Annotated in this window: 25 protein-coding genes; 4 read left to right on the top strand and 21 right to left on the bottom strand. The window is 72.1% G+C overall.

Translation table 11 applies throughout. The annotated features are described in order from the left end of the window. Positions 1 to 196 precede the first annotated feature (196 nt). From FLW16_RS06510 to FLW16_RS06465, 11 genes are all read right to left on the bottom strand, one after another. Positions 197 to 574, bottom strand: a complete 378-nt coding sequence (locus FLW16_RS06510; protein ID WP_142558641.1) for a hypothetical protein — start codon at positions 572 to 574, stop codon at positions 197 to 199. Further along, entirely contained in the window at positions 571 to 1,071 is a 501-nt protein-coding gene (locus tag FLW16_RS06505; RefSeq protein ID WP_142558639.1) for a hypothetical protein, read from the bottom strand. The genes FLW16_RS06510 and FLW16_RS06505 overlap by 4 nt, the downstream gene beginning before the upstream one ends. Then, entirely contained in the window at positions 1,068 to 2,273 is a 1,206-nt protein-coding gene (locus FLW16_RS06500) for a hypothetical protein (protein ID WP_142558637.1), read from the bottom strand. The genes FLW16_RS06505 and FLW16_RS06500 overlap by 4 nt, the downstream gene beginning before the upstream one ends. After that, positions 2,270 to 2,572, bottom strand: a complete 303-nt coding sequence (locus FLW16_RS06495; RefSeq protein WP_142558635.1) for a hypothetical protein — start codon at positions 2,570 to 2,572, stop codon at positions 2,270 to 2,272. The genes FLW16_RS06500 and FLW16_RS06495 overlap by 4 nt, the downstream gene beginning before the upstream one ends. Continuing rightward, positions 2,569 to 2,805, bottom strand: coding sequence for a helix-turn-helix domain-containing protein (locus tag FLW16_RS06490; protein ID WP_142558634.1), 237 nt, complete (start codon positions 2,803 to 2,805; stop codon positions 2,569 to 2,571). The genes FLW16_RS06495 and FLW16_RS06490 overlap by 4 nt, the downstream gene beginning before the upstream one ends. Continuing rightward, positions 2,802 to 3,149, bottom strand: a complete 348-nt coding sequence (locus tag FLW16_RS44390) for a hypothetical protein (RefSeq protein ID WP_221890928.1) — start codon at positions 3,147 to 3,149, stop codon at positions 2,802 to 2,804. The genes FLW16_RS06490 and FLW16_RS44390 overlap by 4 nt, the downstream gene beginning before the upstream one ends. 260 nt (positions 3,150 to 3,409) lie before the next feature. Then, positions 3,410 to 3,574, bottom strand: a complete 165-nt coding sequence (locus tag FLW16_RS43435) for a hypothetical protein (protein ID WP_185949276.1) — start codon at positions 3,572 to 3,574, stop codon at positions 3,410 to 3,412. Then, a complete protein-coding gene (locus tag FLW16_RS06480; RefSeq protein ID WP_142558632.1) occupies positions 3,571 to 3,816 on the bottom strand; it encodes a hypothetical protein in 246 nt (81 codons plus the stop codon). The genes FLW16_RS43435 and FLW16_RS06480 overlap by 4 nt, the downstream gene beginning before the upstream one ends. Further along, a complete protein-coding gene (locus tag FLW16_RS06475) occupies positions 3,813 to 4,115 on the bottom strand; it encodes a DUF3080 domain-containing protein (RefSeq protein WP_142558630.1) in 303 nt (100 codons plus the stop codon). Before FLW16_RS06475 ends, FLW16_RS06480 begins: the two co-directional genes overlap by 4 nt. A gap of 192 nt (positions 4,116 to 4,307) precedes the next feature. Next, positions 4,308 to 4,499 (bottom strand): hypothetical protein, encoded by a 192-nt coding sequence (locus tag FLW16_RS06470; protein WP_142558629.1) that lies wholly within the window; start codon positions 4,497 to 4,499, stop codon positions 4,308 to 4,310. Next, on the bottom strand, positions 4,499 to 4,756 hold the full coding sequence (locus FLW16_RS06465) for a helix-turn-helix domain-containing protein (protein ID WP_142558627.1): 258 nt from the start codon (positions 4,754 to 4,756) through the stop codon (positions 4,499 to 4,501). The genes FLW16_RS06470 and FLW16_RS06465 overlap by 1 nt, the downstream gene beginning before the upstream one ends. Before the next feature lie 25 nt (positions 4,757 to 4,781). Here FLW16_RS06465 and FLW16_RS06460 point away from each other — a divergent pair, with 25 nt between their 5' ends. Continuing rightward, positions 4,782 to 5,402 carry a hypothetical protein gene (locus FLW16_RS06460; RefSeq protein ID WP_142558625.1) on the top strand — a complete coding sequence of 207 codons (621 nt, stop codon included), beginning with the start codon at positions 4,782 to 4,784 and terminating at the stop codon, positions 5,400 to 5,402. Positions 5,403 to 5,431: 29 nt separating this feature from the next. Here FLW16_RS06460 and FLW16_RS06455 read toward each other — a convergent pair whose 3' ends face one another. The 8 genes from FLW16_RS06455 to FLW16_RS06420 all read right to left on the bottom strand — a co-directional run bounded on the left by FLW16_RS06455 (position 5,432) and on the right by FLW16_RS06420 (position 17,005). Then, entirely contained in the window at positions 5,432 to 5,839 is a 408-nt protein-coding gene (locus tag FLW16_RS06455) for a hypothetical protein (protein WP_142558623.1), read from the bottom strand. Between the two features lie 546 nt (positions 5,840 to 6,385). Further along, complete coding sequence (locus tag FLW16_RS06450) at positions 6,386 to 6,787, bottom strand: GntR family transcriptional regulator (RefSeq protein WP_142558621.1); 402 nt, start codon at positions 6,785 to 6,787, stop codon at positions 6,386 to 6,388. Positions 6,788 to 6,862: 75 nt separating this feature from the next. After that, on the bottom strand, positions 6,863 to 8,302 hold the full coding sequence (locus tag FLW16_RS06445; protein WP_142558619.1) for a recombinase family protein: 1,440 nt from the start codon (positions 8,300 to 8,302) through the stop codon (positions 6,863 to 6,865). A 10-nt stretch (positions 8,303 to 8,312) separates the two neighbouring features. Continuing rightward, positions 8,313 to 9,395 carry a ComEA family DNA-binding protein gene (locus FLW16_RS44385; protein ID WP_260614955.1) on the bottom strand — a complete coding sequence of 361 codons (1,083 nt, stop codon included), beginning with the start codon at positions 9,393 to 9,395 and terminating at the stop codon, positions 8,313 to 8,315. Positions 9,396 to 9,539: 144 nt separating this feature from the next. Next, positions 9,540 to 10,394, bottom strand: coding sequence for a DegV family protein (locus FLW16_RS06435; RefSeq protein WP_142558617.1), 855 nt, complete (start codon positions 10,392 to 10,394; stop codon positions 9,540 to 9,542). 63 nt (positions 10,395 to 10,457) lie between these two features. Next, the gene (gene hutI, locus FLW16_RS06430; RefSeq protein WP_142558615.1) at positions 10,458 to 11,666 is read right to left on the bottom strand and encodes an imidazolonepropionase; all 1,209 of its coding nucleotides are present in this window, start codon (positions 11,664 to 11,666) and stop codon (positions 10,458 to 10,460) included. A 453-nt stretch (positions 11,667 to 12,119) separates the two neighbouring features. Beyond that, complete coding sequence (gene hflX, locus FLW16_RS06425) at positions 12,120 to 13,523, bottom strand: GTPase HflX (protein WP_260614954.1); 1,404 nt, start codon at positions 13,521 to 13,523, stop codon at positions 12,120 to 12,122. A gap of 104 nt (positions 13,524 to 13,627) precedes the next feature. Then, positions 13,628 to 17,005, bottom strand: a complete 3,378-nt coding sequence (locus FLW16_RS06420; protein WP_142558611.1) for a BTAD domain-containing putative transcriptional regulator — start codon at positions 17,003 to 17,005, stop codon at positions 13,628 to 13,630. Positions 17,006 to 17,175: 170 nt separating this feature from the next. On the opposite strand from FLW16_RS06420, the gene FLW16_RS06415 reads away from it, so the two are divergent. After that, the gene (locus FLW16_RS06415; protein WP_142558610.1) at positions 17,176 to 18,540 is read left to right on the top strand and encodes an FAD-binding oxidoreductase; all 1,365 of its coding nucleotides are present in this window, start codon (positions 17,176 to 17,178) and stop codon (positions 18,538 to 18,540) included. A gap of 7 nt (positions 18,541 to 18,547) precedes the next feature. Here FLW16_RS06415 and FLW16_RS06410 read toward each other — a convergent pair whose 3' ends face one another. Beyond that, complete coding sequence (locus FLW16_RS06410; RefSeq protein WP_142558608.1) at positions 18,548 to 21,856, bottom strand: AfsR/SARP family transcriptional regulator; 3,309 nt, start codon at positions 21,854 to 21,856, stop codon at positions 18,548 to 18,550. 152 nt (positions 21,857 to 22,008) lie between these two features. Between FLW16_RS06410 and FLW16_RS06405 the strand changes: the two genes are divergently transcribed. Next, complete coding sequence (locus FLW16_RS06405) at positions 22,009 to 23,361, top strand: FAD-binding oxidoreductase (RefSeq protein WP_142558606.1); 1,353 nt, start codon at positions 22,009 to 22,011, stop codon at positions 23,359 to 23,361. A 6-nt stretch (positions 23,362 to 23,367) separates the two neighbouring features. Here FLW16_RS06405 and FLW16_RS06400 read toward each other — a convergent pair whose 3' ends face one another. After that, positions 23,368 to 24,048: a DUF4097 family beta strand repeat-containing protein gene (locus tag FLW16_RS06400; protein ID WP_142558604.1), complete on the bottom strand. Its 681-nt coding sequence runs from the start codon at positions 24,046 to 24,048 to the stop codon at positions 23,368 to 23,370. A gap of 147 nt (positions 24,049 to 24,195) precedes the next feature. On the opposite strand from FLW16_RS06400, the gene aceB reads away from it, so the two are divergent. Next, a complete protein-coding gene (gene aceB / locus FLW16_RS06395; protein WP_142558602.1) occupies positions 24,196 to 25,785 on the top strand; it encodes a malate synthase A in 1,590 nt (529 codons plus the stop codon). Positions 25,786 to 25,791 lie beyond the last annotated feature (6 nt).

Raw genomic sequence — 25,791 nt, 5'->3', positions numbered from 1 at the left:
AGGCCACCACAGACAGCGCCGATCTCACACATCCCGCCAGAGCGGGAGGCAAGCAGACTCTTCACGTCCTGGCCGGGGCCCGTGTGCCGCCTGCGAGCCGAACGCATCGGCGTGGTACGGCGGAGCGGGGCGCCGCCCGTGAGGGGCGTAGAACGCTCCAGACGGGCGTACCGGCGCAGAGGCTTCCCAGGGTTCATCACGCCGCCCCCGACATCTGGAACGCCGCCTGAACCGACTTACCGAGGGACATCACGATCATCGCCTGGTCCCGCAGGACCCGCAGGTGATCCTGCGCGGCCTCCCGCTTCACCTCGGCCAGCTCATACAGCCAGCACTCGCGCTTCACCTGCTCGTCCACCCAGGCGTCCCGGTCCGCGGTGGTCACCATGCCGCGGGCCACCTTCGGGCAGTCCTCCGACAGCAGCGCCGCCCGCCGGGACGCCTCGTAGACGTGCTTCGCGCGGACCTCGTCGTCCCGCGTCTTGGCGAGGGCCTGCTGCGCCAGGGTCAGATCGGTGACGAGCTGGCGGAGGCGGGACTCGACGCCGGCGAGTGTGGTCAGGTCGTCGCTCACTGGTCATCACCCTTCGCGGGCTCCAGCGCGGGCAGCAGACCGCCGAGCAGCTCCCACAGCTCCCCGGACTGCCACGCCTCCGCGAGTAGCTCAGCGGCGTCCTCAGCCACGGACACGGCGACCGTGGGCTCCCCCGTGGTGACCGTGACGCCGGGGATCTCCTCCCCGTCCGCGGTCACCGCGGCGCCGGCCTTCTTCGCCGCGGCGAGGAGTGCCGCCTGGTAGGCGGGGCGCACCCGCGTGGTTTTGATGAGCTCGACCTCGTCGGGGCGGTGGGCGTACACCCACGCCTCGAACGCGGCCGGGTCCGTCACCTTCGCGTAGGTGGCGCCCTTCTTGAGTTGGGCGTGCCCGGCGGGGCGACCCGCGAGGGCCGCCCCCTTCCGGTCCCCGACCATCCACAGGGTGCGCACGTCAGCGCGGGTGTCCTGGTCGGCCTGGGTGAGCAGGTCCCGCAGGACAGCGGCGACGATGAGACGGAGGGCCAGGTCGCTCATGCCGCCGCACCCACCTGCGGCTGAGACTGCTTCGCGTACCCGTCCAGGCGCTTGATGACCATCACGGCCTCAGCCCCGGTCAGCTCCGAACTGGACGAGATCTCCCGGCCGATGATCTCCCCGGTGAACTGGAGACGCTCACCCTCGTCGGAGATCTCGACCTGCTGCCACAAGGCGTCCATCTGCGCGTGCTGCTCCTCAGTCGCCGGCTCCCCCGCCTTCCGCGCGGCACCCAACCGGGCGAGCAACTGGGACAGCAGCTCCTCCTGGCCGTTCTCGTTGTCGACGGTCACCCCGCCGTAGCCGAACTGCTTGGCCTCCTCCCACAGCTCCCGCATCCGCGCAGAGCTGGTGGTGGACTGCATGGCCTCGTCGCGGATCTGCTCCGGTGTCCGCTCCGGCTTGGCCTCGACCAGGTCGCGGACGTGAGCCTTGGCCGGGTCGCACCTGAGCGCCTCGAAGATGAGCCACTCAAGGCTCCAGTCGTCCTGCAGGGTCTGCGGTTCGTCCCGTCCGGGGCGGATACCGGTGTGGACCGAGCGGGCGCCGACGACGATCGCCTTGGACTCGCGGGACAGGCGGACCCAGCAGGAGGAGTCGAACGCGAGGTTCTTGTGCCCCTCGACGCGGTAGGACTTCTTGCCCTCGACGGGCTTGCCGTCGTCGCCGATCAGCGCGATGTCCTTGCCCCTCGCCGTCAGCAGCACGATCCCGGGGAAGGTCATCAGCAGCCGCATCAGCCGGGCGTGCCGGGAGTTCGCGTCGTTCCAGTAGTTCGTCGCGATGACGATCTCGGCGTTCGGGTCCTCGGCCAGCCTCTTGCGGTTGGTCTTCGACCCCTTGGCCCGGTTCGCCGCCCAGTCCTTGAGCAGGTCCCATTCGGCGGTCATCGAGTCGATCGTCAGGACCACGGGCTTTTCGCCCTTGGCCGCGGCGTGGCCGGCGATCCGGTGGATCTCCTCGACCGCGGTGTAGAGGCTGGCGAAGGAGCCGTCGTGCTCGATGATCAGGTAGTCGGCGCCGGGGATGGCGCCGTACTCGTCGGCGGAGCCCTCGCCGAGGTCGATCCAGTACATCTGGCCGATGCGGTCGCTGGTGGACAGCTCGGCGCAGGCCCAGCTCTTGCCCGACTTCTCGCCGCCCTCAAGGAGGATAAGCGGCCAGGGGACGGCACCGGTCGGCTTTCTCGTTCGCAGGGTCACAGCTCGTCCTCCCCGTAGAGGTCGTAGATGTCGTCGGCCTGCTCTTGGGCGTAGGCGTCTTCGGCGTAGTCGCTGATCTGGGGTCCGCCTCGCCAGGGGATGCGGCGCGGCTGGCGGACTGTTGGCCGCCACCCGTCGATGAGTTCGCCAGCGCGGGCCTCATCGACTTCGGCGGGGTGCGCCTGGACCAGGTAGGCGATGGCCTCGTCCCGTGTGCCGTGCCCGGCCCGCAGGGTGCGGGCGGCGAAGGCGACGCGCTCGGCGAGGGTCTTGGTGGGGGCGATGGGCTGCGCGGTCATCGGGCCTCACCCCGCTTCGGAGCTGCGGTGATCTCCATGTCCAGCGCGTCCGCCCAACGGACCAGCGAATCCCCCGTCGGGTCGCACCGGCCGGACTCCCAATGGGAGATCTGCGTGCGGTGCACGTAGAGGCGAGCAGCGAGAGCGTCCTGCGACCAGCCGCGGCGGATCCGCTCGTCACGGAGGGCCTGGATGATCGGGTTGATCCGGGTGTTTCGGCAGATCACCTTCATCGCCCGCACCCCGCCATCTCGGCCCTGGCCTCAGCGGCGCGGGCCTGGCGCCGCGTCTTCTGGCAGGGCTTGCACAGGTTGTCCCGCCCGTCCCGGTGCGCCCGGTTACGGGCGAAGTCCTCGATGGGCTTGGTCTTCTTGCAGTCCGAGCAGGGCTTCTCGGTACGCGTCTGGGCCTTGCCCTCTCGGCGCTTAGCAGCAGGCTTGAGCCGGTGGTACCGGTCGAGCGCCTTGGCGCGGTAGCAGTCGCAGCACCAGCCGTGCGAGTAGGGGTAGAACTCCTCCGGGCTCTTCGGCTGCTCACAGCGGGTGCAGGTCCGAGATCTAGCCGTCGCAGCCGGCACAGCGGGAGCGACCAGGCGGGAGGACCTACGGGTAGCCCGCTCAGCCTCGGTCAGGGCAGCCACAACACCACCCGGGTCACGGTCCGCGGGCAGACGCTCAACCCAGTCCAGGCACCGGACGTACACCGGGCAGGACAGGCACGTCTCCACAGCCGTGTCGACAGCCAGGGCGTCCCCGGGGTTCGGGTTCATGAGGTCCGGGCGAGCAACGCAGGCGCCCCCGGCAGGCGGTGCGGTCACGGGGCGGTCGAGGACGGCGCTCACAGGCCACCTCCCGCCTGGTCGGCGGCCAGCCGGTTGATCTGCGCCGTGCAGGGGGTGCAGGCGTACACGAACCCACACGCGTGGATCAAGGTCGTGGCCCGGTTGGTGCAGCGGCCGACCTCACAAGTGCGCATCTCGGCGGCGATGTCGGCGGCGGTCATCGGGTCTCCCCCGAGGACGCGGCGGGCTTGACCCCGGCCACCTTGTCCCAGGCGTTGAAGTCCGCGTTGGACATGCCACCGTCGTGGTCGTTCATCGCAGTCGCGGCGGCCAGGGCGAGTGTCGCGTGAAGCTGGGCGAAGCTCAGGAGCAGCGCGATGTCTCCGCGCTCGGCCCTAGGGTCGGCGTTCTCGGCCTCCGCCAGGATCTCCTCGGCCTTGCGGTAGTGCTCGGGGCCGCTCATCGGGTCACCTGCGCGGCCTGCTCGGCGGCCTCACGGACCAGCGCGACGACCTCCACACGTGACTTGGGGCCCGTCCAGTGGTACAGCCACTGCTCGAACCCGGGCGCGTGCCGCAGACGGCGGTGCAGCCGGTTCAACGCGGACTGCCGCTCCGGCCCGGCGGGGACCTCACGCAGGGCAGCGAACACGTCCGGCGGGCTGATCCTGGGGTGCGGGAGGGCCTCCAGGGCGTCAGCCAGGCGGCGCAGCGTGTCAGCGGGTTTCGTGATGGTGGGCTCGGGAAGTGCGACAATCGTCATCAGTCCCGGCTCCTCTCGTGTTGATGGGTTGTTGAGCTGGGATCAGCGGGCCCGGCCGGTACCAGCGGTTGGGCCCGCCGCTGTTTCAGCGGCAGGTACAGCCCTGCGTGATGAAATGCACGGCCCCGAACTGGCAGACAGTCGTGGTCTCCAGCACGGCGGGCGGGGCGACCTCGGAAGGCTTCGAGGCGGTCATGCCGCGTCACTCCGCTGCGAAGCGATACGCCGCTCGACCACGGCCGGCAGGTTCAGCATCCGGACCAGGCGCCGGGCGAGCTCGGGGCTGGGGACGCCGAGAGCGGGGAACAGGTCGAGGGAGTTGCCCGGAGTTACGTCCGGGTAGGTACCTGTCACCTGGTCGCTGTTGCTCCGGTGACCGGTCATCAGGGAGACTCCTGCCTGTTTTCGCCCAGGGAGTCAAGGTCGTCAAACGGAATGTTGAGCGCGGTTGCGAGGATCTTGCGGCGGCGCCTCTTCGGGCGGAAAAGGCCCTGCTCGTACCGGCTGAGGGTGCCGTGATCGATGCGCTCCCCGGCCTCTTCACACCGCTTTTCCAGGTCCCGAAGTGTCAGGTCCTGGTCGAGGCGGGCCCGCCGGATGCGCTCCTTGAACGTGATGTTGGGAGGTCCTTGATTGACCATGACCGCAACTTACCGCAGCACCACCATGACCGCAACAGACCGCAACAAGATCCTTTCCGAACACCCGATCGGAACACTCGAAGCCGCAAGCCCAGACATTGCTGAGCAGGGTTGTTGCGGTATGGTGCGCTCAGAATCGCAACACAAGAGAGGCCCGGCAATGCCGCGAGACACCGCTGAGCGAACACGCCTCGCCGACGCCATGGACCAACGGCGAATCGAGCTCGGCCTACGCTGGGAACACATCGCAGAGAAAGCCCGCATCTCCACCACACACCTGCGGAAGTTCCGCCGCGGCGACGCCGGCATCAGCTCAGTGGTTGAGGCCGCCCTCGAAGACGCTCTCCAGTGGGAGCACGGGTCCATGGCGACGATCCGGGACGGCGGGGACCCGACGCCCGTCGCTGAAAGTTCCAGGCGAGACCCGAACAAGACGCTCGCCGAGATGCTCCTAGAGCGAGGGCTCGCCCGCCCGGAGGAGCTCACCGCCGCCGACGAGATCCGCAACGACCCCGTGGCGTGGGAGATCCTCGAAGCGGAAGACCTCACCCCGTCGGGGCGGGACCGGATGTTGAAGGCTTACGCCTATATGCGGCGGGAGATGTTCGAGACCGTCAGACAGCAGAAGAGGGGGCCGCGAGCCTGACTCTCGCGACCCCCTCTGTGTGACCCTGCTCAGTTTCCCATGAAGGGCCCGAGCGACGGGAACGGCCCGGTGTCCGCCGGGATGGGGTCGTTCCTGCTCGGGAACCGCGCGTTGTGGTCGGCGGCGTCGAGCTTGGCCCGCTCGGCGCCCCGGTAGAAGCGCTCCTCCCAGCGGGCTTCGGTGCGGTCGTGGGAGCGCACGGCGTCGGCCAGGTTGTTCATGGCCTCCGCCTGTGCCCTGGTCCCACTATTGCGGCTGTAGTGGATGAAGAGAACCGCGGCGGCCAGGGTGGCGACTGCCGCGCCCACGAGCAGCGCCAGGAATCCCCTCCCCCCCATGGAGCCGTTGACCGCCTCGGCTGCGACGTGGACGCCGACGCCGGCCCACAGGGCCCCCGGCACGGCTACTGCGACCACGCCAATCGTGCTGATCTTCATTGGGCGTGTTGCCCCTTTCGACCGTTCCAGGGGAGCGGTCATCGCGGATACGTATCCCCACGGCTCTGCGATAAGGACATCACTGTATGCACTTATCGGTGCTGACGGAACAGGACTTAGGCCACGAAATCTGTCGCTTGTTCGGCTGCTCACCAGCAAAATTTGCACCATCACACACAGTGATTGAAGGCTTAACCTTTGACTGGAGTATGCGGCGGTATGCCAGGTTTGTCGCGTTCCAGAAGTCACCCTAACGTAACCTTCGGGATACCTGTTGTTGAACGTACGAAACGCAAATCGCGATTCCTGGCAACGATCGCCTAGTGACACCCAGAAACCGGACAGATACGATCCGGTAAGCCCACCGTGGCGAGGGCCACAGGCGGCACCACCGCTGGCACGCAGCGTTCCCCACGGCTCGGGCGGCGGTGGTGCCCCCGCTATGGGGGGAGGCGGCCCCGAGCAGGATCATTGCCCGGGGTCGCCGTCCCCAGCGGCCGAGGAAGACCGTGCAGCCCCCGCCTTCGTCCCGGCCGAGCCCCTTCCTTACTCGACGAGCAGCGCCGTTCTGTCCGCCGGCAACACCACCGGGTCCTGCCCGTCCTTCTCGATCACGAATAGCGGCACACCCGGCGTCAAGCCCAGCTTGTGCATCTCCTCATCGGTAGGCATGCGCGCGATGATCCGGCACCCCCTGGTTACGGGTTCGTCGTCACGGTCGTACGCCTCGCGTACTTTCGTCCCCACGCCCCGGATAGTGACGACCTCGCCCGTTGAACGCAAGACCGCCAGCGCGCTACGGACCGTGTCCCTGCCCACCTCGTGGATCTGGATCAGGCGGTTCTCGCTGGGCAGCAGCGACCCCGGCGGGTACTTGCCGCCGCGGATGTCCTGCCTGATGAGGCGGATGAGTCTGCGGTAGGCGGGCTCATAGACCGTCACGATCATGAACCTAGGGGTGCCTATGGCCCCCTCCCCCTATGGCCCTATCCCCCTAACCCCATAAGTGCTGTTCACCTGCGGCTACGCCTCGGGGAGCTGCCGTAGGCGGATCCGGTTCGGGTCGAACACCCGCCGCTTCTCCGCCGGATACACCCAGAACCCATCCGGGATCACCGCCGCCAGCACATCCCGCCGGTCAACCGGTTCCATCTCCGCCCACCCCGCCCGCACGTCCCCCGCAAGCAGGCTCCGTAGCAGCCGCGGCGCCGACGCCACCAAGTACATCCGGGCGTCCTTGATCCGCTGATCGATGATGCGGCGAGCCTCCGAATACTCCCCCAGCGTGATCTGCTTGGTCGCCCACATCCGCGCGAGGTCCTTCAACTGCTGCTCATCCTCGGCAACCTCAGCCCGCACCTGCTCCATCGAGTCCCCTGACGCAGCGGACACCAGCGCCTGGAACACCTCCGGACGTTCCAGATAGTCGAGCAGGCGCCGCTCGACCTCACCCTCGGCATGGCTGGCACGCACCGAGATCTTCCCGCAGCCGCCCCGCTCAGTGGAGCACCAGTAGATCGGCCCCACGTTCCGCCTGGTGCTCGTCACCGAGTTCCCTGTCAGCCTGCCCTGACAGAGGGGGCACCACAGCGAGCCAGTCAGCCAGCGGACCATCTTGTTACTGGTGCCCAGCGCCCGCTCGGAGATGCGCTGCCGCACCTGCTCCCAGGTGTCCATATCGAGGATCGCCGGCCAGGTCGCCTTCCCGACGATCTCGCCCCGGAACCTGCGCAACCCTGCGATCTTCGGCCCGGTCAGAGTGGACCACACGGAGCGGATGTTCCACTTCCCTCCCCGCACCGTCGACACGCCCCGCGCCGCGAGCTCCCTGGCAATGGCGTTCAACGACTGGCCGTCGAGGACGGCCTGCGCCATCCACCGCACGACCTCCGCCTCGCTCTCGCGGATGGTGACCCCGTCCCGCTCATAGCCGAACGCGCGGATCCCACCCCCGCCCGGGCGGCCTTGCTCGGCGAGCTGCTCATGCTTGCGGGAAACCCGCCGGGCTGTGTCGCGGGAGGCTTTGTTCGCGACGGCGACCATAACCCGGGCCATCGTCACATCCGCGTCGTTGGCGAGCCTCAGAGAGCCGCTGACGGACTCGACAGGGATCCGGGGCGTCCGGGACTCCACAACGTCGATGAGGTCTTCCAGATCACGTGGGTCGCGCGCCACGCGGTCAAGGTCGTAGGCGAGCAACCCGTCAGCCTCCCCGGAGGCGAGCAGGTCCAGTCCGCGCCGGAAGCCAGGGCGGACAGTGCGCAGAGCGGTCGTCCCGTCGGGGAGGCGAATCTTCCGCCGCTTGAAAGCGCTCGTGTCATTCTCGACGATGACATGAGCGATGCCCCACCCGAGGCGGTGAGCCAGCCGGCGCCCGTCTTCCTCCTGCCGGCCGACACCCGCGGCGTCGCCGCTTTTGTCGTCGCTGATGCGGAGGAGCAGCACGGCACGCTGGGGTTTCATGAACCGCACTTTACACGTGACTTGTCCGCTTAGGGTCGCCGATGCCTGGGACGTCCTTCAACTGGTCGACGCTCTGGAAGCCTCCGTGCGCGTCCCGGTAGTCGACGATCCGTTGCGCGATCACTCCGCCGATCCCAGGCAGCGCGTCGAGTTGCTCGGCGGTGGCGGTGTTGAGGTTCACCACCCCGGCGCCCGGCGCCCCCGGCGCCATGCCCGGCTCAGGGCCGGTAGCGGGGCCCCCGCCGGCCGTCGCCGGGCTTCCGGCGACGATCTGCTCGCCGTCCACCAGACGCCGGGCCAGGTTGATCCCGCCCGGTTTCGCGCCCTTCCGCAGACCTCCCGCGGCCTCGATCGCGTCGGCGACCCGCGCGCCGGACGCGAGGACGAACACCCCCGGGGTGCGGACCTTGCCCGTCACGTAAACCACGACTCGCGCCGATGAACCGGGAGTGGTGGCCATGGGGCCACCGGCGCCCGTGACGTAGGGCGTCGCGCCCGGCCCGCTATCGGCTCCGGGGCCCGGCGTCGGAGGCGAGGCCGAACCCGGTGGCAGGTCGGGGCCGGCGGGGCCTGCGGCGTGGTCGGCGGCAGGGGCGAGGTCGCGAACCGCTGCGGCCGGGAGCGGCGGGGCGATGGGCTCGGCCACCGGCCTCGACCGCCAGGCCAGGATCCCGGTGACGACCGCGGCGAGCAGCCCGGCGGCCACCAGCACCCGCAGCCCGGACATGCCCGGGTCGAGCCGTGGCAGGGCGCGACCGAGAGCACCCCGTCCGAGCGTCCGCAGGTCCCGCACGGACGTCCCCGGCCCGTCCGCTCGTCCTTCCCGCCGATCGGCGACATCCTCGGGCATGCCGGACATGCCGGAGGTCTCCTCCCGGTAAGGGGCGTCCTCGGCCTCCGTCGGATGCTCCGGCACGTACGTCTCCGTACGGACGAGGTGGGGGGCGCCGAACGACGGCGGCGGCCCGGGCGGGGACGGCGTCGACCGCAGGCGCGCGGACGGGGGAACCGGGTCGAGCGGACGCAACAGCCCACGCAGGCGGGACTCGCCGACGATGCCGCGGACGGCCCCGCGAGACTCCTTGCTTCGCACGCCTTGGACGGTAGGGACACGCAAGTGCCCCGCCGGGTGCCGAACACGATTCTGTGGACAACCCGCGAACCCCGGAGGGACCGCCAGGCGACGAGCGAGAAGGCCCGGCGATGCCGCAGCCCCCACGCGGCCTTGCCCGGGCGTTCAGTCCACGGCGGCGGGGGCGACGGTGACGCCGAGCATGCCGGGGCCGACGTGGGCGCCGAGGACGGGCCCGACCTCGGCCACCCACATCCGTACGAGCCTGGGCAGCCGTGCCGTCAGGCCCTTGGTGAGCGCCTCGGCCCGCTCGGCCGCCATCAGGTGCTGCACGGCCACGTCGACCGGCCGGTCCCCGGCCACCTCGACGGCCAGGTCCTCCAGGCGGGCGAGGGCGCGGCTCCCGGTGCGGACCTTCTCCAGAACGCCGATCTCGCCGTCGGCCATGCGCAGCAGCGGTTTGATCGACAGCGCCGAGCCCAGGAGGTTGGCCACCCGGCCGATGCGGCCGCCGTGCCGCAGGTAGTCGAGCGTCTCGACGTAGAAGAACGTGCTCGCGGCGGCGGCCCGCCGCCGGGCCACGTCGGCCACCTCGGCGGCCGGGGCTCCCGCCGCGGCCGCCCTAGCGGCGGCCAGCACCGCGAAGCCGAGCCCCATGGCGATCGACCCGCTGTCGACGACCTCGACCGGCACGGGGGCTTCACCCGCGGCGAGTCGCGCGGAGTCCGCGGTGCCGGACAGCGCGCCGGACAGGTGAACGGAGACGATCGCGGCGGCGCCGTTCGCGGCGGCCCGCCGGTAGGCGTCGGCGAAGCGCTCGGGGGCCGGGCGCGAGGTGACGATCGGCGAGCGGTCCTTGAGGGCGTGCGCGAGAAGACCGGCGTCGAACGGGGTCACGTCGTCGATCTCGCGATCGCCCAGGATCACCTGAACCGGTACGACGTCGATGTTCCATCTGCCGGTCGCCTCGGCGCCGAGGTACGCCGTGGAATCGGTGACGACAGCGACAGGTGGTGACATATCGCGAGATTACCCACGGGTGATCGCCCGGCAACCTCTTCGTGAACGTTCAGGCCACACCGGTCACTGGACCGGTGTGCCGCCCCGCCAGACGCGACGCGGCTTGAGGCCGAACGACCAAGCGAACGCGCCCTCGTGGTCGGCATCCCATTGGACGATGTCGGCGAGGCGGCCGGGGGCGAGGATGCCGCGGTCGGGAGCGCCGAGGACCTGGGCGCCGCCCAGCGTGGCGGCCCGCAGGGCGTCTCCGACGCTCATCCCGAACGCCGCCACCGCGAGGCTGATGACCAGGGACATCGAGGTGATGCCGCAGTGGCCGGGGTTGTGGTCGCTGCCGAGCGCCACCGGGACGCCCTGGGCCAGCATCCGGCGCACCGGCGGGAGGTGGCCCACCTGCAGGGCCGCGCCCGGGCAGACGACGGCGGGCACGCCGTACCTCGCCATCAGGGCGACGTCCTCGTCCGAGGCGTGATGGAGCAGGTCGGCGGAGGCGCAGCCCATCTCGGCCGCGAGCTGGACGGCGCCGCGCCGGTTGTAGGCACCCGCGTGGATGCGCGGCAGCAGCCCGACGTTGCGGCCCGAGGCCAGCACCCAGCGGGCCTCCTCGGCGGTGAAGTGACCGTCGTCGCAGTAGACGTCCACGCTGTCGGCCCCGGCGCCGGCGGCGTCCGCGCACCACGAGGCCACGGCCTCGACGTAGTCGCGCTGGCGGCCGAAGTATTCCGGCGGCACCACGTGGGCGGCCATGAACGTGACGTGGACCCGCGGCATCATCGGCTCTTTCTCGAGCTCGCGCAGCAGTCGCACGTCGGCCAGCTCGCCGTCGCGGGTCAGGTGGTAGCCGGTCTTGGCCTCGACGGTCGTGGTGCCGCCGAGCAGCCACTCGCGCAGCCGCTCGCGGACCCCGTTGCACAGCGTCCAGGGGTCGGTGCCACGCGTGACGGTGACGGTCGAACCGATGCCGCCGCCCGCCGCCGCGATGGCCGAGGCGCTGGACCCGCCGGACCGCATCGCCATCTCGGCGTAGCGGTTGCCGGCGTAGACGGGGTGGGTGTGCGCGTCGATGAGGCCGGGCGTGACGAGCGCACCGCCGAGGTTCTCCACGTGGTCGACGTCGACGATGTCGTCCACGACGCCGGGAACGCTCTGCGGGAGGTCCGCGGCGCGGCCGACCCACGCGATCCGGTCGTTGTGCACGAGGATCGCGGCGTTGCTGCACACATCGTGCCCGGTCCAGAGCCGGCCGATGTTCGTGAGAAGGCGAACGGTCATCCGATCACCAGCCAAACATCCCGGGACGGCGAACGGCCCCCGCCTGCGGGCGCCTGGCCCGCCGGGTCCGCTTCGCGTCCGGACGTCATTGGGGGGTCTCCTGCCTCATCGCGCACCGATGTTGTGCGATGACCCTACCGCCGGGGTCTCGAACCCGGGCGATTCAGTTCAGTTACGGTATTTCACTGGTGGGCTTGATGTACAGGGTTAGCGACAGAAACGTACGCCGGTCTCATACGCATCGCCGCGCATCATTCGTCTCACACGCTGCGGCGAGATCAGGATCGACGAGACCGATCCGATATCCGCGAACGCCTTGGAAAGGGTGACCGCTACTGACTGGTGTCATGTTGTTACCCACGCCATAAGGTCCCATTAGGCTTTCCTTATCGTAGCAAGGGCAACCGTCGGCGGGCCACCGGCACGCCGGAGGTGGCCCGCCTGTGGGAGGCGTCAGACGGTCTCGACGGGCTTGGCCACCCGGTCCAGCTCCGCGTACAGGTCGGCGAAGACCCGGGCGTGCAGGATCGTGCCGTCGCCGGTGTGCTCCAGCGACAGGACCTCGCCCTCGCTGTGCGCCCGTGCGATCAGGTCGCCCCTGTCGTACGGCACCAGCAGCCTGACCTCGTGGTCGAGGCGGGGCAGCTCCCGCTCGATCACGGACATCAGCTCGCCGATCCCGGTCCCGGTGCGGGCGGACACGACGACGCTGTGCCGCTCCTTCATCGTCAGCCGGGTCAGCACGACGGGATCGGCGGCGTCGGCCTTGTTGACGACCACGATCTCCGGGATGTCCCGCGCGCCCTCGATCTCGGCCAGCACCTCGCGGACGGCCGCGATCTGCGACTCGGGGTCGGGATGCGACCCGTCCACCACGTGGAGGATCAGGTCGGCGTCCGCCACCTCCTCCAGCGTCGAGCGGAACGCCTCGACGAGCTGGTGGGGCAGGTGCCGGACGAAACCGACCGTGTCGGCCAGCGTGAACAGGCGGCCCTCGGGCGTGCGGGCCTTGCGCACGGTGGGGTCGAGGGTCGCGAACAGCGCGTCCTCGACCAGCACGCCCGCGCCGGTCAGCCGGTTGAGCAGCGACGACTTGCCGGCGTTGGTGTAGCCGGCGATCGCCACGGCCGGCACCTCGCGGGCCTGCCTGCGGTGCCGCATGGTCTGCCGTGCGGTCGACATCTCCTTGATCTGCCGCCGCAGCTTGGCCATCCGCTCGCGGATCCGCCGCCGGTCCAGCTCGATCTTGGTCTCACCGGGGCCGCGGCCGCCGATGCCGACGCCGCCGGCGGCGCGACCGCCGACCTGGCGGGACAGGTTGCCGCCCCAGCCTCGCAGGCGCGGCAGCAGGTACTGCAGTTGCGCCAGCTCGACCTGCGCCTTGCCCTCGCGGCTCTTGGCGTGCTGCGCGAAGATGTCGAGGATCAGCGCGGTCCGGTCGATGACCTTGACCTTCACGACCTCTTCGAGCTGACGGAGCTGACCGGGGGTCAGCTCACCGTCGCAGATCACGGTGTCGGCGCCGCCGGCGGCCACGATGTCCCGCAGCTCGATCGCCTTGCCCGATCCGATGTAGGTGGCGGGGTCGGGCCGGTCGCGACGCTGGATCAGACCCTCCAGCACCTGCGATCCGGCGGTCTCGGCCAGCAGCTTCAGCTCCTGCAGGGAGTTCTCCGCGTCCAGGGCCGTGCCGCCCGCCCAGACGCCGACCAGGACGACGCGCTCCAGCCGGAGCTGCCGGTACTCGACTTCGGTGATGTCTTCGAGCTCTGTCGACAGACCCGCTACGCGGCGGAGCGCCTGGCGCTCTTCCAGTTCGTAATCGCCCACGGCGAGGTCTTCGGGCTCGTTTCGCATATATGTCATCTCTACTAGACAGAACAGTCGGACACCCCGATGCCTTCCCGGCCCCGGGTGCCTTCCGTCGATGGTGACACGACCCCCGGGACGTACGCACTCCCTTATGCGCGCAGTTCGGTGAGGAGTCGCGCGCTCTGCTCCGCCCAGTAGTCCAGCCCCAGGCGGATGTGGATCTCGTGGGCCCGGCGCGCGTGGTCCAGGGCCAGCTCCCGGTCGCCCATGGCCACCGACAGCATCGCCAGCGCCTGATGGATGGAGCCCCAGCCGGCCGTGCCGTGGCCGTGCAGGGCCAGCCGATCCCCGTACGGCGCCAGCATGGCGTACAGGCCCGAGGGATCGGGGACGCCGAGCTGAGCCGCCACGTACGACCAGATGACGGCGACGAACTCCCCCGACCAGTCGTCGGGGACCGTCGTGCCCCATCGGGCGACCAGGCTCCCGGCCAGCTCGCGATCGCCCACGTCGAGCGCCGCGAGCACGGCTATGGGACGCAGCGGGTCGTTCCGCGGCTGCGACGCCGCCGTGATGACCTCCTCGAGGATCTCGGCGACCCTGCCCTGTCCCCGCCGGCAGGTGTAGAGCATGGTCGGCCGCACGACGCCCAGGCCCCACATGCTGCTGTCGCCGAAGACCTCGCCGAGCTCGCCGACGAGGTCTTCGACCTCGTCCCAGCGGCCCTCCAGGGTCAGCCGAGCGGCCTGGGCGATGCGCACCATGGCCGTCAGCTCAGGGCTTCTGACCTCCTGCAGCAGATGCTCCGCGCGGGCCAGGTCCCGGTCCCATTCGGCCAGCTCCCCTGCCCTGAACAGGCACGACATCCGGCGCACCCGGGCCACGATCTCGGCCGCCGCGGGAAGGTCGGGCACCGCGAGCATCTCCTCGGCGGCGCGGCGGCGCTCGTTCTCCCGCTCGGGCACCCAGGACGCGATCATGTAGTTGTTGAGCACCTGGAGGAGCAGGGCGGGGTCGCCTATCCTCCGGGCGATCTCCACGGCCTCCACCACCATCGCCTCGCCTTCGGCCCGGCGAGGCCCGTAGTTGAGCTCGATGCCGAGAGTGCCGAGCAGTGCCGCCCGGTGGGCGTCGTCCAGCGGGCCCGCCAGCAGGTTCTCGAGGAGGGCGACCGTGTGGTCGTCGACCACTCCGTACGACCGCCAGTTCCAGACGCTGAGAGTGCCGAACACCGTGACGGCCTCCACCAGGGCCACCCGGTCGCCCGTGTCCTCCGCCAGCGCGATGGCCTCCTCGAGTGCCGCCTGTGCACGCACGGCGTCCCCGGTGACGCGCAGCGATCGGCCCAGTTCGATCAGCAGGCGGCAGCGCCTGGCCGGGTCGCGCGTGCCGAGGGCGAGCAGCGCCTTGTCCCACAGCTCGACCGCCTCGTCGTACGCGCGCTGCGCGGTCGCCTGTCTGGCCGCCCTTGCGGCGTAGTCGACGGCCTTGCCGGCTCCCCCCACCCGCGCGGCGACGGCGAAGTGGTGGGCGAGGACGGGCAGGCGCGCCGCCCCGTCGCCACCGGGGAGCGACGCGGGCAGCGGCGCCGGCAGGGATTCCAGGGCCTCGGCCACGCTCAGGTGGAACCTGGCCTTCTCCAGGCGGCCGAGCCCGGCGTAGAGGGCGTCGCGCACCAGGGCGTGCGAGAAGCGGTAGTCGAAGCCGCCCGGCGCCTCGGCCAGGATGCCGACGGCGACGGCGGGCTCCAGCAGCGACATCACCTCCTCGGCGGGGATCCCCGTGCTCGCCTCCAGCACGTCGAGGCTGACGTCGCGGCCCAGGACGGCGGCGCGGCGCAGCAGGTCCCTCGTGGGATCGGGCAGCCGCGCGACCCTCCGCCCGATGACCTCCATGACGCCTTCCGGCACGCCCAGCGACGCGGCGTCGAGCCGGTGCTCGCTGCCGAGCAGCCGCAGCAGTTCGCCGAGGTAGAAGGGGTTGCCGCCGGTGCGCAGGTAGAGCACCTCGGCGAGCGCGGGGTCGGTCAGGTGGTGCCGCCGCAGGAACGCGCCGACCTCCTCCGCGGTGAACGGCGCGAGGGCGAGCCGCTCGGTGCCGGGCTCGCGGGTGAGGGCGGCGAGGGTGTCGCGCAGCCGCTCGGGCTCCCTGCCCGGCTCCGGCCGTACGGTGGCCAGCACCAGCACGGGCCTGCGGTGCAGCTCCGCCGCGAGGAAGGCGAGCAGCCGCAGCGAGGCGGCGTCCGCCGCGTGGAGGTCGTCCAGCACCACCAGCGTCGGCGTGCCGGACCGGGCGAGCGCGGCCAGCACGCCCTCGTACAGCTCGAAGAGCGCGGCCTCGGGGTCGGCGGCGGCGCCGCCCTCGCCCGCGAGGAGCCGCGCGGCGGCCCGGCCCCGCTCCCCCAGCTCGCGCAGCGCCTGCAGCCAGGGCCAGAACGGCGGGGCCGCCTCGGCCTCCACGCATCGGCCCCACACGACCGTGACGCCGCGCGCCTCGGCCTCCTCGGCGGCGATCTGGGCCAGCCTGGTCTTGCCGATTCCCGGCTCGCCGGTCACCAGCAGCACGCCGCCGCGGCCCCGCCGTACGGCGCCGAGCCGTTCGCCGAGGCGGGCGAGCTCGTTCTCGCGCGCGACGAGGGCCGCGGACGGGGGCGGCGGCGCGGCGGCCGGGAGGGACGGCGTCTCCTCCGGCGCGTCCACCTGCGGCGCGGCGGCCGGCCGCGCGACGGCGGGCGCTTCCAGGGGCGCGGGCGCGTCCAGGGCCGGCGACTGCTCCAGCACGGCCTGCTCCAGCCGCCGCAGCTCGGGGCCGGGCTGCAGGCCCATCTCCTCGGCGAGCAGGGCGCGCACCCGGCGCAGCGCGCCGAGCGCGTCGGTCTGCCTGCCCGACCGGTAGAGGGCGAGGACGAGCAGGCTCCACAGGCGCTCCCGGTAGGGGTACGCCTCGACCAGCCGCTCCAGGTCGGCCACGCACGAGGGCCCGTCGCCCATGGCGAGCCTGGCCTCGAACCGGTCCTCGACCGCCACCGCCCGCAGCTCGGACAGGCGCGCGATGACGGGCTGGGCGAACTCGTAGGCCGCGAACTCGGCGAGCGGCTCGCCCCGCCACGCCTCCAGCGCCCGGTCGATCAGCTTGAGCACCGCGGCGTACTCGCGCCGGGCGAGTGCCCCGCGGCCGTCCTCCACGCAGGAGACGAAGCGCACGAGGTCGACCTGGCCGGGCGCGACGGACAGCAGGTAGCCGGGCTCGCGGGTGAGCAGCACGGCCGGGGGCGTGCGCGGCCGGCGTCCCGGCTCCAGCACCTTGCGCAGGTTCGAGACGTACGACTGGAGCGTCGCGGTGGCGCTGGAGGGCGGCTCGTCCGCCCACAGCTCGTCGATCAGCCGGTCGAGGGAGACGATCCTGCCGGGCTCCAGGGCGAGGACGGCGAGCACCGCCCGCTGTTTGCGTGGGCCGAGGTCGAGGACGCGGCCGTCGTCGCCGGTGACCTCGAAGGGGCCGAGCAGCCGGAAGGACAGCGAGTTCATGATCGAAAACCCCTCTGATCGCTGCCGCAAGCGTAGAGCCGGGACGACTCCCACCGGAACGGTCCACTTGGGGGCGACTTAGACGGTCTCCAAGCCACGCCCATGCCCGTTCCGATCCCCGTGTTCCACGGTGGTCCCGCACGAGGAACCCACGATGGGGAGGAGAAGAGATGGACCAGGTGAAGGCGCTCGGCGCCGATCTCCGCCGGGTGGTGCGCGGCCGGGTGCTGGTGCGCGGCGACGAGGGCTTCGACGAGAGCCGGCGCCCCTGGGACAGGGCCGTCGACCAGCGGGTCGCGGCGGTCGTCGAGGCGCGGGACGCCCACGACGTCGCGGCCGTGGTCGGTTACGCGGGCCTCGCCGGGCTGCGCGTCGCCACCCAGCCGAACGGGCACGCCCCCGCCGCCTTCGACGACGCGATCCTGCTGCGCACGTCGGGACTACGCGGCCTGACCGTACGGCCGGCTGAGCGGGTGGCCCGGGTGGAGGCCGGCGTCTCCTGGGGCGAGGTGCTCACGGCGGCGGGCGAGCACGGGCTGACGCCGCTCGCGGGCAGCACGGGGGCCGTCAGCGCCACCGGGTTCACCCTGGGCGGTGGCCTGAGCTGGTTCGGGCGCAGGTACGGCTTCGCCGCCGACAGCGTGCGCGCGTTCGAGGTCGTGGACGCCTCAGGCGAGCACGCGACCGTCACGGCCGGCAGCGACCCGGAGTTGTTCTGGGCGCTGCGCGGCGGCGGGGGCGACTTCGCGGTGGTGACCGCGATGGAGTTCGACCTGCACCCGGCGCCGGTGCTGTACGGCGGGCGGATCCTGTGGCCGGCCAGGCGGGCCGCGGAGGTGCTTGCCGCCTTCCGCGCCACCACGGCCGAGGCGCCCGAGGAGCTGACGGTCTGGTTCCACCTGCTGCAGTTCCCGCCGCTGCCCGAGCTGCCCGAGCCGCTGCGCGGCCTGTCGGCCGTGACGATCGACGTCACCTACCTGGGTGACCCGGACGAGGCGCGGGCCCTGCTGCACCGGTTCGACGGGATTCCCGAGCCCGTCTTCGACACGCGCGGCCGGATGCCGGTGGCGAACCTCGCGGACATCTGCGCGGAGCCGACCGACCCGACGCCCGCCCTGCTGCGCTCCGAGCTGCTCACCGGGCTCGGCGACGCCGACGCGGCGGCACTGCTGGCCGCCGCCGGTCCCGGCACCATAGCGCCGCTCGCCTACGTGCAGATCCGCCACCTCGGCGGGGCGCTGGCCCGGGTGGACGAGAAGGGCGGCGCCTGCGGCCACATCGCGGAGCCCTACCTGCTGAGCACGCTCGGCGTGCTCGCGGCGCCCGGCGTGGAGGAGGCGATCCGGCGCCGCCAGTCGGCCGTCGCGGACGCGGTGGCGGGGGTCGCGAGCGGCCGCACGCCCTTCACCTTCCTCGGCCACGGGGAGCCGGCGGCGTCCGCCTTCCCGGCCGGGATCCTGGCCCGCCTGCGCCAGGTCAAGCGCCGCCGCGACCCGCACGGCGTGATCCTCGGCAACCACCCCGTCCTCGGGTGACGGCGGCTCATCCGTCCAGGCCGGCGAGGAGCCGGCCGCTCTCCCCCGCCCAGTGGTCCAGCCCCAGGCGCAGGTGCGTCTCGTGCGCCCGGCGCGCGTGGCGCAGGGCGAGGCCGCGCTCGCCCGTGGCGAGCGCGAGCTCGGCCAGGACCAGGTGAGTGGAGCCCCAGCCGGCGCCGCCCATGCCGCTGACCACGAGCCGTTCCCCGTACGGCGCGAGCCTCCGGTAGAGGGCGGCGGGGTCGGGCACGCCGAGCCGGGCGGCCACGTGACCCCACACGACGACGAGGAACTCGGCGGTCCAGTCGTCGCGGATCTCGCCGCTCCAACGCTCCGCCAGCCGCCGGGCGAGCGCGGTGTCGCCCGCGTCGAGGGCGGCCAGCACGGCGACCGCGCGCAGCGGCACCATGTCGGGGTCGTGCGCCCGGGACACGAGCCGGTCGGCCAGCTCGTCCACCCGGCCCTGCCCCCGGCGGCAGGTGTAGAGGGTGATCAGGCCGGGGTAGTCGAGCCCCCACATGCTGAACCCCGCGATGAGCGCGGTGAACTCCTCCGCGAGGCGTTCGGCCTCCGCCCAGTCGCCGCGCATCGTGCGGCCGGCGGCCTCGGCGATCCGCGCCATCCCGATCATCTCGGGACGCCTGATCTCGTCGGCCAGCCGGGCGCAGCGGGCAAGGTCGCGGTCCCACTCCGCGAACTCGCCCGCCCGTAGCAGGTGCGCCATGCGGAAGACGCGGGCGACGGCCTCCCCCGTCGCGTCCAGGGGAAGGGCGAGCATCTCCTCTACCGCCCGGCGGCGCTCGTCCTCCCGCTCGGAGACCCAGGCGGCCATCACGTAGTTGTTCAGCGAGCGGGCCAGCAGGCGAGGGTCGCCGGTGCGGCGGGCGAGCCGCACGCCGTCGGCCGCCAGCAGCTCCCCCTCGGCCCTGCGCGGCGAGTAGTACAGCTCCAGGCCCAGGGTGCCCAGCAGGGTGGCCCGCTCCGCGTCGCCGAGCGGCTCCTCCAGCAGGCCCTCCAACAGGGTGACCGACTCGCCGTCCACGACGCCGTAGTGGCGCCAGTTCCACACCGACATGGCGCCGAACACGGTGACGGCCTCGATCAGCGTCGCGCGTTCGCCGATCCCGGCGGCGAGGCCGATCGCCTCCTGCAGGGCCGACCTCGCTCCGGCGACGTCGCCGACCGCGCGCAGCGCCTCGCCGCGGCGCACCAGCAGCGCGCACCGCCGGGCGGGGTCCGCCGGGCCGAGGGCGGCGAGGGCCCTGCCCCACCACTCCACCGCCTCGTCGTACGCGCAGCCGGCGGCGGCCTGCCGGGCGGCCAGGACGGCGTACTCCACCGCCTTGGCCGCGCCGCCCGCCCGGGCGGCCGCCATGAAGTGGTGGGCGAGCACGGACGCCTCGACTCCCGGAAGCGTCTCCAGCGCCTCCCCTGTGCGCAGGTGCAGCCGCGCCGCGCGCACCCGGCCGAGACCGGCGTAGAGGGCGTCGCGGACGAGGGCATGCGAGAACCGGTAGTCGAAGCCGGGCGCCTCGACGAGCAGCCCCGTCGCCACGGCCGGTTCGAGCCGCAGCATCGCCTCCTCCGCGTCCACGCCGCAGGCCGCCTCCAGCGCGTCGAGGCTCACCTCGCGGCCGAGTACGGCGGCCGCCTCCAGCAGCGCACGGGTCTCCTCCGGGAGTCGCGCGACGCGGCGGCCGATGACCTCGCGCACCCCGTCGGGCACACCGACCGAGGCGGCGTCGAGCCGGTGCTCGCTGCCCAGCAGCCGGATCAGCTCGCCCAGATAGAAGGGATTGCCCCCGGTGCGCTCGTGCAGCAGCGCGGCGAGCCGCGTGTCCGGCAGGTCGCGCCCGGCCAGGTAGGCGGCCACCTCCTCCCGGGTGAACGGCGGCAGCGTGAGGCGCTCCGCGCCGCGTTCGCGGGTGAGCGCGGCCAGCGTGTCACGCAGTTGCTCGGGGTCGCCGCCCGGCTCAGGACGGATCGTCGCCAGCACCAGCACCGGCGACCGGTGCAGCTCCCCGGCCGCGAACGCGAGCAGGCGCAGGGACGACGCGTCGGCCCAATGCAGGTCGTCGAGGACGACGAGCGCCGGCCCCGCCGCCCGAAGGGCCTCAGTCACCCGCTCGTGCAGCTCGAACAGCGCCGCGCCGGGATCGCCGCCCGGTGTCTGCCCCGGCGAGCCCCCGGACAGGGCGGTGAGCGCGTCCGCTCCGTCGGGGCCGAGGTCGCGCAGCACCCGCAGCCAGGGCCAGAAGGCCGGTGCGCCGGTGTCCTCGGCGCAGCGGCCCCAGGCGACCGCCATCCCCAGGGCGGCCGCCTCGTCGGCCGCCGCCTCCGCGAGGCGGGTCTTGCCGACCCCCGCCTCCCCGGCGACCAGCAGCACACCGCCCCGGCCGCGGCGGGCCTCGGCGAGGCGGGCGGCGACGCGTCCGAGCTGCTCGCGCCGGGCGACGAGCCCGTCGTGGACGAGCGGTCGCGGCGCGGTCCCGGGCGGGACCGCCGTCACCGGCGCGGCGGCGGCGGGGGCGAGCAGGACCGGCCCGGGGGAGCCGAGGTCCGGCGACTGGCCGAAGACGGCCTGCTCGAGCCGCCGCAGCCCGGGGCCGGGCTCCAGACCCAGCTCCCCGGCGAGCAGCGCCCTGACCCTGCGCAGCGCCGCGAGGGCGTCGGCCTGCCGTCCGGACCGGTAGAGGGCGAGCACGAGCAGGCTCCACAGCCGCTCCCGGTAGGGATGGTCCTCCACCAGGCGTTCGAGGTCGGGCACGCACGATCCCGCGTCGCCGAGCGCCAGCCGGGCCTCGAACCAGTTCTCGGTGGCCGTGGCGCGCAGCTCGGTCAGCCGCGCGACGACCGGCTGGGCGAACTCGTACGCGGCGAACTCGGCGAGCGGCTCGCCCCGCCACGTCTCCAGCGCGCCGCGCAGCGACTCGGCCGCGGCGGCGTGCTCCCCCCGGGTGAGCGCGCGCCCGCCGTCCTCGGCCAGCGCGGTGAAGCGGACCAGGTCCACCTGGCCGGGCGCCACCGCCAGCAGATAGCCGGGCTCGCGGGTGACCAGCACCTTCGGCGGCGTGCGCGGCGGCCGGCCGGGTTCGAGCGCCCGGCGGAGCTGGGAGACATACGCCTGCAGGGTCCCGGTCGCGCTCGACGGCGCCTCGCCCGACCACAGCTCGTCGATGAGACGGTCGAGGGAGACCACGCGGCCCGGCTCCAGCGCGAGCATGGTCAGCACGGCCCGCTGCTTGGGAGTGCCGATGTCGACCGCCCGGCCGTCGGCGTCGGTGACCTCGATCGGACCGAACAGGCGAAAATCCATCGTTCCTCATTGCGCGACATGTACCGGAAAACAGATTCCTACCGTAGGACCAGACGATTCCGAGCCAATTCCTAATCAACGACAAACGGGATGTAGCAGGGTTGATCACGAGCGGGGCCGACCGGCGCCGCCGGACGCAGCAGGAGGAGAGCGTGACAACCCTGGGAACCGACCTTCGCCGTGCGGTACGCGGGCAGGTCCTCGTCCCCGGCGACGACGGATTCGAGGCCGCGCGGCTGCCGTGGAACCGGGCGGTCGACCAGCGGGTGGCCGCGGTCGTGGAGGTCGAGGACGCGGCCGACGCCGCCGCCGCGGTCCGCTGCGCGAGGCTGGCCGGCCTCGCCGTCGCGGTGCAGCCGAGCGGGCACGGCGCCACGACCCGCCTCGACGGGACGATCCTGCTGCGCACCGGACGGTTGCGCGGCATGGAGGTCCTGCCGGAGCGGCGGACCGCGCGCGTCGAGGCCGGCGTGCAGTGGGGCGAGTTGCTGACCGCGACCGGCAAGCACGGGCTGACCGGCCTGCCCGGCAGCTCTCCCGTCGTCAGCGTCACCGGCTACACCCTCGGTGGCGGGCTCGGGTGGTTCGCCCGCAGGCACGGCTGGGCGGCCGGCGCCGTACGCGCCTTCGAGGTGGTCGGCGCCGACGGCACGCAGGCCCGCGTGACGGCCGACTCCGACCCGGACCTGTTCTGGGCGCTGCGCGGCGGCGGGGGCGACTTCGCGCTGGTGACGGCGATGGAGCTGGACCTGCACCCGGCGCCGCGGCTGTACGGCGGGCGCATGCTGTGGCCCGCGGAGCGGGCGCCCGAGGTGCTCGCCGCCTACCGGGAGGTGACCGCCGCGGCGCCCGCGGAGCTGACCGTCTGGTTCGCGATGGCGAAGTTCCCGCCGGCGCCCCAGGTGCCCGAGCCGCTGCGCGGGCTCGCCGTGGTCGCGGTGGACTCGACGTTCCTTGGCGGTGAGGAGGAGGGGCGCGACCTGCTGCGGTGGTTCGAGGACATCCCCGGCGTGCTGAGCGACAGCCGCGCGGCGATGCCCCTGGACGCCCTGGGCGGCATCTGCGCCGAGCCGACGCAGCCGGTGCCCGGCGCGGGCCGCGGTGAACTGCTGACCGGGCTCGGCGACGCCGTGGCGGACGACCTACTCGCGGCCGTGGGCGACGTCGCCCCGTTGGCCACGGTGCAGGTGCGCCACCTGGGCGGCGCGCTGAGCCGGCCCGCCGACGGCGGCGGGGCGTGCGGGCACATCGCCGAGCCGTACCTGCTGAACATGATCGGCCCGGTCCTGTCGCCGGAGGCCGGGCAGGCGGTCGCCGCGCGACTGGCGGAGATCGCGAGGGCGATGGCGCCGCACACGACCGGCCGCAAGCCGTTCACCTACCTGAACGGCGGCGAGAAGGCCGCCTCCGCGTTCGACGCGGACACGCTGGCCAGACTGCGTGAGATCAAGCGCCGCCGCGACCCCGACGGCGTCTTCCGCGCCAACCAGCCGGTGCTCGCCTGACGGCGATCACAGCTTGCGCACCTCGGCGTCGCCCGATCCGGTCCTGACCGTGATCGTGTGCGGCGCCGAGGCGTCCTGCGCCACCTCGATCGTGCGGTCGCCGCTCCCTGTCGACGCGTTGACGTTGTAGGCGCCGTTCGGCACCCAGAGCCGGCCGTCGCCCGATCCGGTCACGGCCTGCACCTGGTCGGGTACGGCGGTGAACCGCAGCGTGATGTCCCCCGACCCCGTGCGGGTGTTGACCTGCTTGGCGGCGAGCCCCCGCGCGTCGACGTCGCCCGAGCCGGTGGAGGCGTTCAGCTGGCCGGTCAGGTTGCGCAGCGTGATGTCTCCCGACGCGGTGTCGATCTTCATGGTGAGACCGCGCGGCACCTCCACCTCGTAGTCCACCGAGCAGCTGTCGCACTTGTACGCCAGCGTGAGCGTGTCACCGTCGACGGAATGGCCGTTCGCGGGCTTGTCCCCGCGCCAGTGCAGGGTCTCGGTGACGTGGACGCCGGACCTGTCGCTCTCGTTCACCACGACGTCGCCCGACCCGGTGTGGGCGTCGAGGACGGTCACCTTGTCCGTCACGTCGTAGGACTCCACGGCCTGCTGCCCGCCGAAACCGATCCGCACGTCGCATGCCGTCACGACGAGGCTCATTCCCAGGACGGCCCCCGCGACGGCCATCGTCTTGTATCTCATGTCCTCGATCTTCGTCCATGCGTACGGCGTCTCCCATCAGGGAATCCCCCGAGCGCCCCCTGAGGAATGCCCTGGCGTTGACCCCTGGCCGTCCCCTGAAGTAGCGTCGATTCCACCATTCAGAACTATTTTTCCGGAAGGTGGAAAATGACGGAAGGCGTCGAGATCACAGGCCCCCTGCTGGACCGGTTCGACGAGATCCTCACTCCCGAGGCCCTCGGCTTCGTGGCCACCTTGCAGCGCGAGTTCGACCCCAGGCGCAGGGAACTGCTCGCCGCGCGTCAGGCCCGGCAGGAGGAGCTGTCCGCGGGCGGCACGCTCGATTTCCTCGCCGAGACCGCCAAGGTCCGGGAGTCCGAGTGGCGGGTCGCCCCGCCCGCCCCGGGACTGGAGGACCGCCGGGTCGAGATCACCGGGCCCGTCGACCGCAAGATGACGATCAACGCGCTCAACTCCGGCGCCAAGGTCTGGCTGGCCGACTTCGAGGACGCCAACTCCCCGACCTGGGAGAACACGATCAACGGGCAGCTCAACCTGCGCGACGCCCTCGACCGTACGACCGACTTCGAGTCCGGCGGCAAGACGTACGCGCTGCGCCCGGACGGGGAGCTGGCCACGATCGTGGTCCGCCCGCGCGGCTGGCACCTGCCGGAAAAGCACATCCTGGTGGACGGCCGGCGGATGTCGGGGTCGCTGCTCGACTTCGGCCTCTACTTCTTCCACTGCGCCCGGCGGCAGATCGGCAAGGGCCGCGGGCCGTACTTCTACCTGCCGAAGATGGAGTCCCACCTGGAGGCGCGGCTCTGGAACGACGTGTTCGTCCGGGCCCAGGAGCTGCTCGGCATCCCCAGGGGGACGATCCGGGCGACCGTGCTCATCGAGACCTACCCTGCCGCGTTCGAGATGGAGGAGATCCTCTACGAGCTGCGCGAGCACTCCGCGGGCCTCAACGCCGGCCGCTGGGACTACCTGTTCAGCGTCATCAAGAAGTTCCGCACCCGGGGACGGGAGTTCCTGCTGCCCGAGCGCAACGCGGTGACGATGACCGCGCCGTTCATGCGGGCCTACACCGAACTGCTCGTGCGCACCTGCCACAAGCGCGGTGCGCACGCGATCGGCGGCATGGCGGCCTTCATCCCGTCCCGCCGCGACCCCGAGGTCAACAAGGTCGCGCTGGAGAAGGTGCGGGCCGACAAGACCCGCGAGTCGGGCGACGGCTTCGACGGCTCCTGGGTGGCCCACCCCGACCTCGTGCCGATCTGCCGCGAGGTGTTCGACGGCGTGCTCGGCGACCGGCCCAACCAGCTCGACCGGCAGCGCGAGGACGTCCACGTCACGGCCGAGGACCTGCTGGCGGTGTCCAAGACCCCCGGTGAGATCACCGAGGCCGGGCTGCGCAACAACGTGGACGTCGGCCTGCGCTACCTGGCGGCCTGGATGGGCGGCAACGGCGCCGCGGCCATCCACAACCTGATGGAGGACGCGGCGACGGCCGAGATCTCCCGCTCGCAGGTCTGGCAGTGGATCCACAACGACATCACGCTGGCCGACACCGGCGCGGTGGTGACACGGGAGCTCGCCGAGCGGATCATCGAGGAGGAGCTGGCCGGGATCGCCGCCGGGCCGGGCTACGACGAGAAGCTCTACGCGCAGGCGACGGCGCTGTTCAAGGAGGTCGCCCTTGACGACGACTTCGCGGAGTTCCTTACGCTTCCTGCGTACGAGCGCATGCCGTGACGATGT

Source organism: Microbispora sp. KK1-11 (assembly GCF_006874435.1).
Taxonomy (GTDB): Bacteria; Actinomycetota; Actinomycetes; order Streptosporangiales; family Streptosporangiaceae; genus Microbispora; species Microbispora catharanthi.
Note: the sequence above shows the minus strand (reverse complement) of the source record. Positions and strands in the feature narration are given on the sequence as shown.